Genomic DNA, 14421 nt, shown 5'->3' on the forward strand with positions numbered 1-14421 from the left:
ATGGCGCTCAGACGCATCGCACTGCGCGATTTCGTGATCGTGCGATCCCTCGAGATCGACCTGTCCGGCGGCTTCACGGTGCTGACCGGCGAAACCGGCGCGGGCAAGTCGATCCTGATCGATGCGCTGCAGCTCGCACTCGGCAACCGCGCCGATGCGGGCGCGGTGCGCGAAGGCGCCGAGCGGCTCGACGTGAGCGCGGAGTTCGACCACGACCCGGCCTTCACGGCCTGGCTCGACGAAGGCGGCTTCGAGGCGGGCGATGCCCTGCTGCTGCGCCGCACCGTCGACCTGCAGGGCCGCAGCCGCGGCTGGATCAACGGCAGCCCCGCCACCGCGACGCAACTGCGCGACATCGGCGACCGGCTGCTCGACATCCATGGCCAGCATGCCTGGCAAAGCCTCACGCGGCCCGACGCGGTGCGCGGCCTGCTCGATGCCTACGCGGGCGTGCGCACCGATGCGCTCGACGCCGCCTGGCACGGCTGGCGCCAGGCGCTGTCCGCGCTCGAGCAGGCGCGCGGCACGCAGGATTCGCTGCAGCGCGAGCGCGAGCGGCTGCAGTGGCAGATCTCGGAGGTCGCGAAGCTCGCGCCCGGCGCCGACGAATGGGAAGAACTGTCGGGCAGCCACACGCGCATCTCGAACGCGCAGGCGCTGATCGACGCCGCCCAGGGCGCCAGCCACGCGCTCGAGGACGAGGACAACGGCGCGCTGGCCGCGCTCTCGCGCGCGGTCACGCTGCTGCAGAACTGCGAACACATCGAGCCCGAATTCCGCGCGCTCGGCGAAGTGCTGTCCTCGAGCATCGCGCAGGCCGCCGATGCCGCGCACTCGCTGCACGGCTACCTGCGCGACGCCGACACCGACCCGCAGCGGCTGGCCGAGCTCGACGAACGCATGAGCCTGTGGATGTCGCTGGCGCGCCGCTACAAGCGCCCGCCGGCCGAACTGCCGGCGCTGCTGGCCGGCTGGCAGGCCGAGCTGCAGGCCCTCGACGCGCAGAGCGACCTCGAGGGCCTGGAACGCGCCGAGCAGGCCGCGCAGCAGGCCTACCTGAAGGAAGCCCGCGCGCTCGGCAAGCTGCGCAAGCAGGCCGCGCCCAGGCTGGCCCAGGCGGTCACGCAGGCGATGCAGGGCCTGGGCATGCAGGGCGGCCGCTTCGAGGTCGATCTGCAGCCGCTGGCCCAGCCGGGCAAGGCCGGTCTCGAGGAGATCGCCTTCCTGGTCGCCGGCCACACCGGCAGCACGCCGCGGCCGATCGGCAAGGTGGCCTCGGGCGGCGAACTCTCGCGCATCGCGCTCGCGATCGCGGTCACCACCAGCCAGCTCGGCACCGCGCAGACGCTGATCTTCGACGAGGTCGATTCGGGCGTCGGCGGCGCGGTCGCCGAGACCGTGGGCCGGCTCATGAAGCAGCTGGGCCGCGACCGCCAGGTGCTCGCGGTCACGCACCTGCCCCAGGTGGCGGCCTGCGCCGACCACCACCTCGTGGTCGCCAAGCGGCAGACCGCGGGAACCGCCGGCAAGGACGGCCCGCGCACCGAGAGCGGCGTGTCGCTGCTCGACGGCGACAGCCGCGCGAACGAGATCGCGCGCATGCTGGGCGGCGAGAAGGTCTCGCAGACCTCGCTCGCCCACGCGCGCGAGATGCTGGGCCACAAGACGCCGGCGGCCGCCTCATGAAGGCGGCGCGCCAAGACCACGGGGCTGCGCGATGAGCCTCGACCTGGTGCTCATCACCGGCATGTCGGGCTCCGGCAAGTCGGTTGCGCTGCATGCGCTCGAGGATGCGGGCTACTACTGCGTCGACAACCTGCCGCCCGAGCTGCTCACGCCCTTCATCGCGCTGCAGCATGCGCAGAACGCGCAGCGCGTGGCGATCGCGATGGACGTGCGCAGCGGCGTCTCGTTGCCGATCGTTCCGCAGCAGCTCGAGGCGCTGCGCAACGACGGCGTGTCGCTGCGCTCGCTGTTCCTCGACGCGACCACCGACGCGCTGCTGCGCCGCTATTCGGAAACCCGGCGCCGCCATCCGCTGTCGAGCCAGGAAGGCCGCACCGACGTGCCCGACCAGCAGCGCGTGCTGGTGCAGGCCATCGAGCTCGAGCGCGAGCTGCTGGCCGACCTGCGCGAAGGCGCCGACGTGATCGACACCAGCCTGATCCGGCCGGCGCAACTGCAGAGCTACGTCAAGTCGCTGATCTCGGCGCCGCAGAGCCGCCTGACGCTGGTGTTCGAGTCCTTCGCGTTCAAGCGCGGCGTGCCGCTCGACGCCGACTTCGTGTTCGACGTGCGCATGCTGCCCAACCCGCACTACGTGCCCACGCTGCGGCCGCTGACAGGCCGCGACGCGCCGGTGGCCGACTGGTTGCGCGAGCACGACGACGTGGCGCGCATGTACGAGGACATCGAGCAGTTCCTCACGCGCTGGCTCGATGCGCTCGCGCGCGACCACCGCAGCTACGTGACGGTGGCGATCGGCTGCACCGGCGGCCAGCACCGCTCGGTGTTCCTGGTCGAGCAGTTGGCGCGCAGCTTCGGCGCGCGCTGGGGCGCGCTCAAGCGGCACCGCGAACTCGACGCGAGCTGAAGAAACAAGGGCGAGGGGCCGGGCCTCAGCCCCCGGTGCTTTCGAGCAGCTTGCGCACCGGCGCGGGCAGTCCCAGGCCCGGCCACTCCGAGGCCTCGACCCAGCGCGCCGCATCGCCGCGCGGTGTTCCGCCATCGATGCGCACCGGATGCAGATGCAGGTCCTTGTGGGTCAGCACGTGCACGAAGGGCGCGAGGTCCTCGCAGCGGTCGCGCTCGGCCGCGGGCAGCGCGGCCAGCAGTTCGTCGCGCGAATCGAACACCGGCAGGCAATGCAGGCCGGCCCAGATGCCCTTGGCGGGACGTTTCTCGAGCCACACGCGCCCCTTCGCATCGCGCGCCAGCAGCACCCACAGCGACTGCGCCGTGCGCCGCAGCTTGCGCGTCTTGACCGGATAGCGCTCGGGCGAACCTTCGCGCCGCGCCACGCAGCTGTCGTTGACCGGGCACAGCATGCAGCTCGGCTTGCGCGGCAGGCAGACGGTGGCGCCGAGGTCCATCTGGCCCTGCGTGTAGCTCGCGATCGCCTCGCGGTCGTCGGCCGGCGGCAGCAGCCGCGTCGCATGCTCCCAGAGCAGGCGCTCGCTGGCCGAGGAGGACAGGTCCTCGCCGAAGCCCAGCACGCGCGTCAGCACGCGCTTCACGTTGCCGTCGAGGATGGCCACGCGCTCGCCGAAGCAGAAGGCCGCGACGGCCGCGGCGGTGGAACGGCCGATGCCGGGCAGGGTCGCCAGTTCGGCGGCCGTCTGCGGGAAGCGGCCGCCGAAGCGCGCCATCACCTCCTGCGCGCAGCGGTGCATGTTGCGCGCGCGGCTGTAGTAGCCGAGTCCGCTCCACAGGCCGAAGACTTCGTCCTCGGTGCCTTCGGCCAGCGCCCGCACGTCGGGAAAGCGCTCGAGGAAGCGCGCGAAATAGCCGAGCACCGTCGTGACCTGCGTCTGCTGCAGCATCACCTCCGACAGCCACACGCGGTAGGGATCGCGCGTGTTCTGCCACGGCAGCTCGCTGCGGCCATGGCTGCGCTGCCAGGCGACCACGCGCTCGGCGAAGTGCGCCGGGAGTTTCAAGGCGACGGACGCGGCAGCCTCGGGGCTGCTGCGCTTGCGCGTGCGCGCGGCAACGGTCGCCGGCACGCCGTGCTCAGGCCGCGGCACGCAGTTCGTCGGCCGAGGCCGCCGTGGCGGACGGCTTGCCCTGCTGCGCGATCAGCGCGGTGAATTCGCTCAGGCGCTGCTGCAGCCCGGCCAGCGCGCTCTCCTGCGTGGCCAGTTCGAGCAGCCGCTCGTCGAGGCTGCCGGCCGCGTTCTGGATGCGCTCGATCGCCTCGATGCGCTTGCTGAAGTTGCGGCGGCGCTCCTTGAGCTGCGCATCGATCTGCGCGCTGGCGCCCTTGCTCCAGCGCTCGACCTCGGTCATGGCGGCCTCGTTCACCAGCCGCAGCCGGCTCGCGAGCGCGCGCACCAGCTTGTCGCAGAAGTCGGCCTGCGCGAGCTTGAGCATGTTGCCCACGCCCAGGTAGTGGATGTGGCTGCGCTCGATCTGGCTGAGCTCCTGCTCGAAGCCGCTGAGGTCGGGCTCGGCCGGCGCCTGCAGGGTGAAGCCCTGCTCGGCATTGAGCTGGCGGAAGGTGGCGTGCAGCATCGACTGGATCTCGGCCGTGGTCGCCTGCACCTCGCGCAGGTTGTTGCGCAGCGAGTCGAAGGTCTCGCCGTACACCTTGCGCACGTTGAACTTGACGCCGGGCCGCTTGAGCGCGGCCGACAGCCGCACCATGTCGGCCTTGAGCGCCGTGCGGCCCAGCACCGCATAGACCTCGCGCAGCAGCTTGCCCTGCACCGAGCGCAGCGCCAGGATGCGCGCGTTGCTGCCCTCGAACTCGTTCTGTTCCTGGTCGATGCGCGCGCGCATGTGCCGGATCACCGACACGTTCTTGCCGCGCAGCCCCTGCAGCTCGAGCGCCTGCTCGGCCAGGTCGCGCTGTCGCACCTTGAGGATGCGCTCGGCCTCGGTCCGCAGCGCGGCCATGCCGGCATCGACGGCCAGCCGCAGCATGGTCTCGCGCTTGCCGAGCACGCCCTGGCCCAGCAAGGCCTCGAGCGCGGGCAGGCGGCTGGCCTCGAGCAGCCGCGCGTCGCGATGCACCTTGGCCTGCAGTCCCTTCTGCGCCGACACCGGCAGCACCTGCGCGAGCGGCACGTCGAGGTGCTTGGCGGCGACCTGGCGCTGCTGCTCGATCTGCTGCTCGATCTGCGCGTGGGTGCTCAGCGTGTCCCACAGGGTGTCGATCTTGTTGAGCACCACGAAGCGCGTGTCGCTGCCCTCGTTCTCGGTCACCAGGTGCTCGCGCCAGATCGACAGGTCGGAGCGGGTGACGCCGGTTTCGGCGCCGAGGATGAAGACCACCGCATGCGCCTGCGGGATCAGGCTCACCGTCAGTTCGGGCTCGGCGCCGATCGCGTTGAGACCCGGGGTGTCGAGGATCACCAGCCCCTGCTCGAGCAGCGGATGCGGCATGTTCAACACGGCATGGCGCCAGCGCGGGATCTCGACCCGGCCCTCGGCGTCCTGCACCGGGTTGTCGTCGGGCGTTTCCTCGTTCCAAAAGCCCAGCGCGCGCGCCTCGTCCTGCGAGACCCAGCGCACCTCGGCCACCTTGGCCATGGCCTGGGCCAGCCGCTCGGCATCGCCGACGTCGATCGCGATCTCGGTCCAGCGCGCGGGCTGGTCACGCCAGTAGGCGAGCGAATGCGGCTCCAGGCGGGTTTCGATCGGCAGCAGGCGCAGCTTGGGCGCCAGCGTGGCGTCGTAGCCGAGCTCGGTCGGGCACATGGTGGTGCGGCCGGCGCTCGCCGGCATGATGCGCCGCCCGTAGCCGGCGAAGAAGATCGCGTTGATCAGCTCCGACTTGCCGCGCGAGAACTCGGCCACGAAGGCCACCATGACCTTGCTGGTGCGGATCTGCGATTCGAGCCCGCGCAGCCGCTCGGCCACCGCCTGGTCGAGCAGCTCGTTCTCGGTCAGCCAGCGGGACAGCCACTGCAAGCGGTGGGCGAAGTTGCTCCGCCACGCACCGTGCTGGTCGAGTTGTTGGTTGAAGGAGCGGCTCAAGGTGGAAATGTAAAAACTTTCTTACAAATATAACATCGCAATCTGAAAACCGGGTGACCCGCGTGCATTGACCTGCGGCCGGGCTGCGGCACTGCGCCCCTTCATCCGGGCTACTTCTGGCACACCGGACAGAAATAGGTCGAGCGCTGCCCCTGGCGCAGCAGCCGGATCGGCGTGCCGCAGACCCTGCACGGTTCGCCGGCGCGGCCGTAGACCGTGGCCTCGAGCTGGAAGTAGCCGTTCTGGCCGTCGATGGAGAAGTCGCGCAAGGTACTGCCGCCCTTCTCGACCGCCCGCGCCAGGATCTCCTTGACCGCGGCATGCAGCCGCGCGGCGCGCGGCCGGCTGATGCGCGCGGCCGACAGCGTGGGACGGATGCCGGCCTGGAACAACGCCTCCGAGGCGTAGATGTTGCCCACGCCCACCACCACGTCGCCCGCGAGCAGCACCTGCTTGATCGCGGTGCGGCGCTTGCGCAGGCCGGCATGGAAGGCATCGAGGTCGAAGGCCTCGCCCAGCGGCTCCATGCCCAGCCCGCCGAGCAGCTTGATCGCCCAGGGCGCGGCCTCGTCGTCGACGTAGACCACGGCGCCGAAGCGGCGCGGATCGTTGAGCCGCAGCGTGCCGCGGTCGGTGACCAGGTCGAAGTGATCGTGCGCACCGGGCTCGGGCAAGGCGGCATCGAAGCGCAGGCTGCCCGACATGCCCAGGTGCAGCAGCAGCAGGCCTACGTCGAGATCGATCAGCAAATACTTGCCGCGCCGGCGCACCTCGCGCACGCGGCGGCCCACCAGCAGCTCGGGCGCCACCATCAGCGCCCAGCGCAATGGCTTGCCGATGCGCACCGCGTCGATGCGCGCGCCGGCGATGCGGTCGGCGATTCCGCGCCGCGTGACTTCGACTTCGGGTAGCTCGGGCATGAGGCTCCAACAACTGCGTGACACGAAGCCCCACGCGGTGCTCGTTCAAATGCATGGATTATTATGGTTCGATGATTCCATCGCCCCGCCGACACCGCCTTGCGGCGGCCGCGTCACTCGTGCTCCTGGCCTGCGCCGCCCACGTCCACGCGCAGTCCTCCGACCCCGCCGCGCCGGACAGCCCGGCCCCCATCATCGAACGCAGCGCGCCGCCCAAGCCGGCGACGCCCGCGAGCCCGCAGCCCGCCAAGCCACCCGCGCGCACGACGCCCGCGAAGCCTGCTGCAGCGGCCGCCGCGGCCGATCCCGCGCCGCAGCCCTCGGCCCTGAGCGCCGACATGTTCTACGAGATCCTCATGGGCGAGCTCAGCGCGCGCTCGGGCGATCCCGGCTCGGGTTACCAGTACGTGCTCGATGCGGCGCGCAGGCTGCGCGACGGCAGGCTGTTCCAGCGCGCGATCGAGATCGCGCTGCAATCGCGCTCGGGCGATGCCGCCCTCGCCGCGGCACGCGCCTGGCAGGACACGGTGCCCAACTCGCGCGACGCGCGCCGCTTCGAGCTGCAGATCCTGATCCTGCTCAACCGCATCGGCGACACCACCGAACTGCTGCGCGCCGAGATCGCGGCCAGCCCGCAGGTCGAGCGGCCGCTCCTGATGGCCGTGATCGCGCGCAACTACTCGCGCGCCACCGACAAGAAGCTCGCTGCCTCGGTGGTCGAGCAGGCGCTGGCCGACGAGCTCAAGAATCCCGCGACGGCGGGCATGGCCTGGGCCACGGTGGGCCGGCTGCGCCTCAATGCCGGCGACAACGCGGGCGCGCTCGAGGCCGCGCGCAAGGGCCAGCAGGCCGATCCGGCCTCCGATGCGCCGCCTGCGCTCGCGCTCGAACTCATCGATCCGGGCCAGCCGCTGGCCGAGCCGATCGTCACGCGCTACCTGGCCGGCAATCCGAAGGCTTCGCCCGAGCTGCGCGTGGCCTATTCGCGCGTGCTGGTCGAGAACCGCCGCTACGCCGACGCCTCGAGCCAGCTGCAGTCGCTGACCGTTGCGCGCCCCGAACTCGCCGAACCCTGGCTGCTGCTCGGCAGCCTGCAGGCCCAGGCACGCCAGGACGCCGCGGCCGAGACCTCGCTCAAGCGCTACCTCGAGCTGGCCAGCAGCCAGCCGGCCCCCGCGCAGGCCGAGGCCGTCGACCGCAACCGCGGCGTGACGCAGGCCTATCTGCTGCTGTCGCAACTGGCCGAGCGGCGCAAGGATTTCACCGGCGCCGAACGCTGGCTCGCGCGCATCGACAACACCGACGACCTGGTGATCGCGCAGACCCGCCGTGCCGGCCTGCTGGCGCGCCAGGGCAAGCTGCCGCAGGCGCGCGAGATCGTGCGCGGCCTGCCCGAGCGCACGCCCGAGGACAAGAAGCAGAAGTTCCTGGCCGAGGTGCAGCTGCTGCGCGATGCCAAGCAGTTCCAGGCCGCCTACGACATGCTGGCCCAGGCCTCGGCCGCCGCACCCGACGACACCGACCTCGTCTACGACCAGGCCATGATGGCCGAGAAGCTCGACCGCCTCGACGAGATGGAACGGCTGCTGCGCCGGCTGATGCAGCTCAAGCCCGAGAACCAGAACGCCTACAACGCCCTCGGCTACTCGTTCGCCGATCGCAAGATCCGGCTCGAGGAAGCCCGCACGCTGATCCAGAAGGCCGTGCAGCTCGCGCCCGAAGACCCGTTCATCGCCGACAGCCTGGGCTGGGTCGAGTTCAGGCTCGGCAACACCGCCGAGGCCATCCGCATCCTCGAGGCCGCCTACAAGACGCGCCCCGATCCGGAGATCGGTGCCCACTTCGGCGAAGTGCTGTGGAGCATCGGCCAGAAGGAGCGCGCGGTCACGATCTGGAAGGAAGCGCTGCTGAGCGACGCCGACAACGAGACCCTGCAGGAAACGCTCAAGCGCCTGCGGGTCAAGCCTTGATGGCGGCGCTCGCAGCCCCCGACGGCCGCCGGCGCCTGCTGCTGACGGCACTCGCGGCTTTCTCGGTGGCGGGATGCGCGCAGTTCACGGGCGGCTCGAAGGCCTCCGCGCCGCGCGCCACGAACGCCTGGAGCGGCCGCATGTCGCTGCGCGTGGACAGCGAGCCGGTGCAGACCTTCTCGGCCCTGTTCGAGCTGCGCGGCTCGCCCGAGACCGGCGAGCTCTCGCTCACCACGCCGATCGGCAGCACGCTGGCCCAGTTGCACTGGTCGCCGGGCGAAGCCCTGTTGAAGAACGGCAACGACACCCGCCGCTATGCCTCGCTCGACGCGCTGATCGAGGCCGCCACCGGCGCCGCGATCCCGGTCGCCGCGCTGTTCGGCTGGCTCGACGGGCGCAACGACCCCGTGCCCGGCTGGCGCCCCGACCTCGGCCAGCTCGCGAGCGGCCGGCTGCAGGCCGTGCGCGAAACGCCGGCGCCGCGGGCCGACCTGCGCATCGTGTTCGAGCGCATGCCGGCGTCATGAAGGCGATCTACGACCTTCCCGCGCCGGCCAAGCTCAACCTCTTCCTTCACGTCACCGGCCGGCGCGAAGACGGCTACCACCTGCTGCAGTCGGTCTTCATGCTGATCGACTGGTGCGACACGCTCCACGTCGAGCTGCGCGGCGATGGCCAGCTGAGCCGCGAGGACCTGACCGTGCCGCTGCCGGCCGACGACCTCGTGCTGCGCGCCGCGCGCGCGCTGCAGGCCCATGCGGCGCCGGGCCAGGGCGCGCACATCGGCGTCGCCAAGCAGGTGCCCGCGCAGGCCGGCATGGGCGGCGGCTCGTCCGATGCCGCGACCTGCCTGCTGGCGCTCAACCGGCTCTGGAACCTGCGGCTGCCGCTCGCGGAACTCGCGCGCATCGGCCTGTCGCTGGGCGCCGACGTGCCTTTCTTCCTCTCGGGCCACAACGCCTGGGTCGAAGGCATCGGCGAGAAAATCCGCCCGATCGAACTGCCGTCGGCACGCTTCGTGGTGGTCAAACCACCCGAGGGACTCGATACCCGTTTAATTTTTTCTGCGGATGATCTGCAACGGGCCAGTCCTGTTGCTATAATCACGGGCTTTGCTGCAGTACGCGAACAGCACGCAGATCAAAACCCCTTACGCCTCGGCGAGGAAGTTTTCGATTTCGGCCACAACGACCTGCAGCCGGTTGCCCAGCGGCTCTGTCCCGCGATCACCGAAGCCATCGATTGGCTCGGCGCTCGAGGACTTCAAGCCAGGATGACCGGCTCCGGAAGTTCGGTGTTCGCCAGAATGCAGCAGGAACCGCAAAACGCGGAACTGCTTTCGGGCCCCACGGGCTGGCAGGTTCGCCAATGCAACAATCTGGCTGCTCATCCACTCCGGGGTTGGGCAGACTGAGAAACTGATCGGAGCGCCCAGGCGTTTCGATGCGACATATATCGGTAGGCGGTGCAAACCGTCGACCTGTGTAGGGGAGTCGCCAAGCTGGTTAAGGCACTGGATTTTGATTCCAGCATGCAAAGGTTCGAATCCTTTCTCCCCTGCCAAATCTTTCAGACACTACGGCCCGCGGGCCGTAGTTTCTTTTTGAAGCCGCGGTCCCTGGACCCGGCACTTCGTTTGCGGCCGACCCGCTGCAATAATCGGCGGCCCCAGGGTCGCCAGGACTCGTAACTCTTTGGCGGCTTTCCCAAGCCAAATCGCTCAGCCGGGACGCGCTCATGCAGGCTCACCATCCTGATTTCATGGTTTTCACCGGCAATGCCAATCCGGGCCTTGCCGCAGAAATCGCGAGCAACCTGGGCACCACCCTCGGTGCCGCCCGCGTCGGCCGCTTCTCCGACGGTGAAGTCACCGTCGAGATCAACCAGAACGTCCGGGCACGCGATGTGTTCGTGGTGCAGTCCACCTGCGCCCCGACCAACGAGAACCTGATGGAACTGCTGATCATGGTCGACGCGCTCAAGCGCGCCTCGGCCGAACGCATCAGCGCCGTGATCCCCTATTTCGGCTATGCCCGCCAGGACCGCCGCCCGCGCTCGAGCCGCGTGCCGATCTCGGCCAAGGTCGTGGCCAACCTGCTGGAAACCGTGGGCGTCGAGCGCGTGCTCACCATGGACCTGCACGCCGACCAGATCCAGGGCTTCTTCGACATTCCGGTCGACAACATCTACGCCTCGCCGGTGCTGCTGGGCGACCTGCGCGCCAAGAACTACGAAGACCTGATCGTGGTCTCGCCCGACGTCGGCGGCGTGGTCCGTGCCCGCGCGCTGGCCAAGCAACTGAATTGCGACCTCGCGATCATCGACAAGCGCCGCCCCAAGGCCAACGTCAGCGAAGTCATGAACGTGATCGGCGAGATCGACGGCCGCAACTGCGTGATCATGGACGACATGATCGACACGGCCGGCACGCTGGTCAAAGCAGCCGAGGTGCTGAAGGAACGCGGCGCCAAGAGCGTCTACGCCTACTGCACGCACCCGATCTTCTCGGGTCCCGCGATCGAACGCCTCAGCAAGGGCACGGCCCTCGACGAAGTGGTCGTGACCAACACCATTCCCCTTTCCGACAGCGCCAACGCCTGCGGAAAGATTCGCCAGCTCTCCGTGGCACCGCTGATCGCCGAGACGATCCAGCGCATTGCCAAGGGCGAGTCGGTGATGAGTTTGTTCTCGGACCAGGACAATCTCTTCTGAGATTGCGCTCCTGCCGTCCGGGCAAAAAGCCGGCTTCCCCGATCGGGAAGTCATTTTGAAACCGGCGCCGCACTGGTCGCGGTCGGCGCTCAAGAAGCGAAATGGCCGTCGTGCCTTCGCTCCAAGGAGTTAACCATGAAATTCGTCGCTTACGAGCGCGCCAAGCAGGGCACGGGTGCGAGCCGCCGTCTCCGCATTTCGGGCAAGACGCCCGGTATCGTCTACGGTGGCGAAGGCCAGCCGCAACTGATCGAGCTCGATCACAACGCGCTGTGGCACGCCCTGAAGAAGGAAGCCTTCCACGCCTCCGTCCTCGAGATGGAACTCGGCGGCAGCGTGAGCAAGGTGCTGCTGCGCGACGTGCAGTACCACCCGTTCCGCCAGCTGGTCCAGCACATCGACTTCCAACGCGTCGATGCCAAGACCCGCCTGCACATGAAGGTGCCGCTGCACTTCAAGGGCGAGGAAGAGTCCGATGCCGTCAAGCTCGACCACAACCTCGTGAACCACGTGATGACCGAACTCGAAGTCAGCTGCCTGCCCAGCGACCTGCCCGAGTTCATCGAGATCGACCTCTCGGGTCTGAAGAAGAACGCCACGCTGCACGTCAACGACATCAAGCTGCCCAAGGGCGTGAAGTTCGTGAGCCATGGCAAGACCAACCCGGTCGTGGTCTCGGCCGTGCCGCCGCTGGTCGCCGAAGAGCCGGCACCCGCCGCCGAAGGCGCCGAAGCCGCTCCCGCAGCAGCTCCTGCCAAGAAGTCCGGCAAGAAGTAATTCTTCTCGGCTTCGCGCTGCAAACCAAAGGCCCGCCTCGCGCGGGCCTTTTGCATTGCGCGACCGCCCGATAATCCCGCCCCATGATCAAACTGTTCGTCGGCCTCGGCAATCCCGGGCCTGAATACGAAGCCACGCGCCACAACGCCGGCTTCTGGTGGATCGACGCCCTCGCGCGCGACTGGAAGCTCAACCTCGTGCCCGAGCGCAGCTACCACGGCCTCGCGGCGCGCGCCAACATCGGTGGTCAGAGCATCTGGCTGCTCGAGCCGCAGACCTTCATGAACCTCTCGGGCAAGTCGGTCGCCGCGCTCGCGCGCTTCTTCAAGATCGCGCCCGAGGAGATCCTCGTGGCGCACGACGAGCTCGACGTGGTGCCCGGCCAGGCCAAGCTCAAGTTCGGTGGCAGCCATGCGGGCCACAACGGCCTGCGCGACATCCATGCGCAGCTCGGCACCGGCGATTACTGGCGGCTGCGCCTGGGCATCGGCCATCCCGGCGTGAAGTCGGAGGTGATCAACTGGGTGCTCAAGAAGCCGCTGAAGGAACAGCGCGATGCGATCGACGACGCGATCGTGCGCAGCCTGCATGCCCTGCCCGCGCTGCTCGCGGGCGAAATGGAAAAGGCCACGGCCACCATCCACACGAGCAAACCGCCCCGGCCCAAGCCGCCGCGGCGCGAGCCTGGCGACGGCAGCGCGCCCGCCGCACCCTAGCCAGCGTTCATCGCGGGAAGCGCCGACAGAGCGCGAAGCAAGAGGGAGAGAAGAACGATGTCGACAACGAGGGAGAGAAGAAGAAGCATGCACGGCATGCACCGGACCATCGTCGCGAGCGCGATGGCCATCGGTGCCTGTGCGCTGACGAGCGCATTCGCGCAGCAGCCGGGCACGTCGACCTGGCGCTGCGGCAACAGCTACAGCGACCGCCCGTGCGCGGGCGGAACGACGGTGAAGGTGGACGACGCGCGCAGCGACGACGACCGCCGGGCCGCCGACGAAGCCACGCAGCGCAACGCGAAGCTCGCCGACCGGCTCGAGCGCACGCGACTGTCCGAGGAGAAGCAGGCGCACCAGCGCGACCAGAGCGCCGCGCAGGAGGCCCATCGCGCGGCGCTCGCGCAACGCAGGCTCGAAGCCCAGGAGCGCCTCGAGAAGATGCGCGCCGCCAAGCTCGCGGCCGAGCCGCGCAAGGCCACGGCGAGTTACGGAGAGAGACCGGGATCGAAGCCTGGCGAGGACGGCGGCGCGAAGAAGAAGCGCCGCAAGCCCGCGGCCTCAGACGCCGGCTGAGGGCGCGGACGGAGGCTGCGGCAGCGCGGCCTTCGTTGCCGTGAGACGCTCGTACTTCTGCAGCAGCGTCTCGCGGCTTTCCACGTGGGCCGGATTGATCGGGATGCAGGCCACGGGGCAGATCTGCACGCACTGCGGCTCATCGAAGTGGCCCACGCATTCGGTGCACTTGTGCGGATCGATCTCGTAGATCGCCTCGCCCATGTAGATCGCATCGTTCGGGCACTCCGGCTCGCAGACATCGCAGTTGATGCATTCGTCGGTGATCATGAGGGCCATGCCGCGATTATCCCCGCAGGCGGAGTCCCCGGCGGCAACGTGGGAGAGCGATCCCCTCGGGGATCCGGTGCTACGGCACGCTTGTTGCAGTTGTCGGGTTATGCTGCGCCCCGCCCCATGAGCCTCTTCTTAATCAAGCGCCTTGCCACGCTGATCGGCACGCTGATCGGCGCCTCCATCATCGTCTTCCTGGTCCTGGAGATCCTGCCCGGCAACGCCGCGCAGATGCTCATGGGTCCGGACGCCGCCCCCGAAGCCGTCGCCGCCCTGGCCACCAAGCTCGGCCTCGACCAACCCGCCTGGACCCGCTACTGGCACTGGATCGCCGGACTTCTCACCGGCGACCTCGGCGACTCCTACGCCTACAGCTCCCCCGTGCTCGACCTCATCCTCGAGCGCCTCGCACTCACCGTCCCCCTGGCCCTCTTGGCCATGGCCTTCACCACCGTGCTCGCCCTGCTCGTGGGCGTCACCGCCGCCGCGCGCCACAACAAGCTCGGCGACGTCGGCCTCATGGGCCTCACCCAGGTCGGCATCGCCATCCCCAACTTCTGGTTCGCCATCCTGCTGATCCTCGTCTTCTCCGTGCAGCTGCAGTGGTTCTCCGCCGGTGGCTTCGACGGCTGGGGCGAAGGTGTCTTCGCCGGTTTGAAGTCGCTGCTGCTGCCCGCCCTGTCCCTGGCCGTCGTGCAGGCGGCCATCCTCGCGCGCATCACCCGATCGGCCGTGCTCGAGGTCATGCGCGAGGACTTCGTGCGCACCGCGCGCGCC

14 protein-coding genes and 1 tRNA gene are annotated in these 14421 nt (G+C 69.3%); 11 read left to right on the forward strand and 4 right to left on the reverse strand.

The features are described 5' to 3' along the window. Window positions 1-1686, forward strand: a complete 1686-nt coding sequence (gene recN, locus KV106_RS37175) for a DNA repair protein RecN (protein WP_261216991.1) — start codon at window positions 1-3, stop codon at window positions 1684-1686. Window positions 1687-1717: 31 nt separating this feature from the next. After that, window positions 1718-2593, forward strand: coding sequence for an RNase adapter RapZ (gene rapZ / locus KV106_RS37180; RefSeq protein ID WP_057595151.1), 876 nt, complete (start codon window positions 1718-1720; stop codon window positions 2591-2593). A gap of 25 nt (window positions 2594-2618) precedes the next feature. On the opposite strand, the gene mutY is transcribed toward rapZ, so the two are convergent. The 3 genes from mutY to mutM form a co-directional block, all read right to left on the reverse strand. Next, on the reverse strand, window positions 2619-3659 hold the full coding sequence (gene mutY / locus KV106_RS37185) for an A/G-specific adenine glycosylase (protein ID WP_261217013.1): 1041 nt from the start codon (window positions 3657-3659) through the stop codon (window positions 2619-2621). Window positions 3660-3732: 73 nt separating this feature from the next. Further along, complete coding sequence (locus KV106_RS37190; protein WP_261216993.1) at window positions 3733-5700, reverse strand: dynamin family protein; 1968 nt, start codon at window positions 5698-5700, stop codon at window positions 3733-3735. Window positions 5701-5810: 110 nt separating this feature from the next. Further along, window positions 5811-6620, reverse strand: a complete 810-nt coding sequence (gene mutM, locus KV106_RS37195; RefSeq protein WP_261216995.1) for a bifunctional DNA-formamidopyrimidine glycosylase/DNA-(apurinic or apyrimidinic site) lyase — start codon at window positions 6618-6620, stop codon at window positions 5811-5813. 71 nt (window positions 6621-6691) lie between these two features. On the opposite strand from mutM, the gene KV106_RS37200 reads away from it, so the two are divergent. The 8 genes from KV106_RS37200 to KV106_RS37235 all read left to right on the forward strand — a co-directional run bounded on the left by KV106_RS37200 (window position 6692) and on the right by KV106_RS37235 (window position 13371). Next, the gene (locus tag KV106_RS37200; RefSeq protein WP_057595148.1) at window positions 6692-8590 is read left to right on the forward strand and encodes a tetratricopeptide repeat protein; all 1899 of its coding nucleotides are present in this window, start codon (window positions 6692-6694) and stop codon (window positions 8588-8590) included. Continuing rightward, entirely contained in the window at window positions 8590-9117 is a 528-nt protein-coding gene (locus KV106_RS37205) for a lipoprotein insertase outer membrane protein LolB (RefSeq protein ID WP_261216997.1), read from the forward strand. Before KV106_RS37200 ends, KV106_RS37205 begins: the two co-directional genes overlap by 1 nt. Then, window positions 9114-10004 carry a 4-(cytidine 5'-diphospho)-2-C-methyl-D-erythritol kinase gene (ispE, locus tag KV106_RS37210; protein ID WP_261216999.1) on the forward strand — a complete coding sequence of 297 codons (891 nt, stop codon included), beginning with the start codon at window positions 9114-9116 and terminating at the stop codon, window positions 10002-10004. Before KV106_RS37205 ends, ispE begins: the two co-directional genes overlap by 4 nt. A gap of 72 nt (window positions 10005-10076) precedes the next feature. Next, window positions 10077-10153: transfer RNA gene (locus KV106_RS37215), tRNA-Gln, on the forward strand. Window positions 10154-10327: 174 nt separating this feature from the next. Beyond that, window positions 10328-11302 (forward strand): ribose-phosphate pyrophosphokinase, encoded by a 975-nt coding sequence (locus KV106_RS37220; protein WP_057595146.1) that lies wholly within the window; start codon window positions 10328-10330, stop codon window positions 11300-11302. Window positions 11303-11437: 135 nt separating this feature from the next. After that, a complete protein-coding gene (locus KV106_RS37225) occupies window positions 11438-12079 on the forward strand; it encodes a 50S ribosomal protein L25/general stress protein Ctc (RefSeq protein WP_057595145.1) in 642 nt (213 codons plus the stop codon). Window positions 12080-12162: 83 nt separating this feature from the next. After that, a complete protein-coding gene (pth, locus tag KV106_RS37230; protein WP_057595144.1) occupies window positions 12163-12795 on the forward strand; it encodes an aminoacyl-tRNA hydrolase in 633 nt (210 codons plus the stop codon). A gap of 87 nt (window positions 12796-12882) precedes the next feature. Beyond that, on the forward strand, window positions 12883-13371 hold the full coding sequence (locus KV106_RS37235) for a hypothetical protein (protein ID WP_261217005.1): 489 nt from the start codon (window positions 12883-12885) through the stop codon (window positions 13369-13371). Here the strand turns inward: KV106_RS37235 and KV106_RS37240 are convergent. Continuing rightward, window positions 13357-13650, reverse strand: a complete 294-nt coding sequence (locus tag KV106_RS37240) for a YfhL family 4Fe-4S dicluster ferredoxin (RefSeq protein ID WP_057595143.1) — start codon at window positions 13648-13650, stop codon at window positions 13357-13359. The two genes, KV106_RS37235 and KV106_RS37240, sit on opposite strands and share 15 nt — an antisense overlap. Window positions 13651-13767: 117 nt before the next feature. On the opposite strand from KV106_RS37240, the gene KV106_RS37245 reads away from it, so the two are divergent. Further along, the coding region (locus KV106_RS37245; protein ID WP_261217008.1) for an ABC transporter permease at window positions 13768-14421 on the forward strand (654 nt) is incomplete at its 3' end.

The organism is Variovorax endophyticus (assembly GCF_025376855.1).
Taxonomy (GTDB): Bacteria; Pseudomonadota; Gammaproteobacteria; order Burkholderiales; family Burkholderiaceae_C; genus Variovorax.

Coding starts and splice junctions, on each gene's coding strand:
- recN (WP_261216991.1), top strand. CDS start 1: ATGGCGCTCAGACGCATCGCACTGCGCGATTTCGTGATCGTGCGATCC.
- rapZ (WP_057595151.1), top strand. CDS start 1,718: ATGAGCCTCGACCTGGTGCTCATCACCGGCATGTCGGGCTCCGGCAAG.
- mutM (WP_261216995.1), bottom strand. CDS start 6,620: ATGCCCGAGCTACCCGAAGTCGAAGTCACGCGGCGCGGAATCGCCGAC.
- KV106_RS37200 (WP_057595148.1), top strand. CDS start 6,692: ATGATTCCATCGCCCCGCCGACACCGCCTTGCGGCGGCCGCGTCACTC.
- KV106_RS37205 (WP_261216997.1), top strand. CDS start 8,590: ATGGCGGCGCTCGCAGCCCCCGACGGCCGCCGGCGCCTGCTGCTGACG.
- ispE (WP_261216999.1), top strand. CDS start 9,114: ATGAAGGCGATCTACGACCTTCCCGCGCCGGCCAAGCTCAACCTCTTC.
- KV106_RS37220 (WP_057595146.1), top strand. CDS start 10,328: ATGCAGGCTCACCATCCTGATTTCATGGTTTTCACCGGCAATGCCAAT.
- KV106_RS37225 (WP_057595145.1), top strand. CDS start 11,438: ATGAAATTCGTCGCTTACGAGCGCGCCAAGCAGGGCACGGGTGCGAGC.
- pth (WP_057595144.1), top strand. CDS start 12,163: ATGATCAAACTGTTCGTCGGCCTCGGCAATCCCGGGCCTGAATACGAA.
- KV106_RS37235 (WP_261217005.1), top strand. CDS start 12,883: ATGCACGGCATGCACCGGACCATCGTCGCGAGCGCGATGGCCATCGGT.
- KV106_RS37240 (WP_057595143.1), bottom strand. CDS start 13,650: ATGGCCCTCATGATCACCGACGAATGCATCAACTGCGATGTCTGCGAG.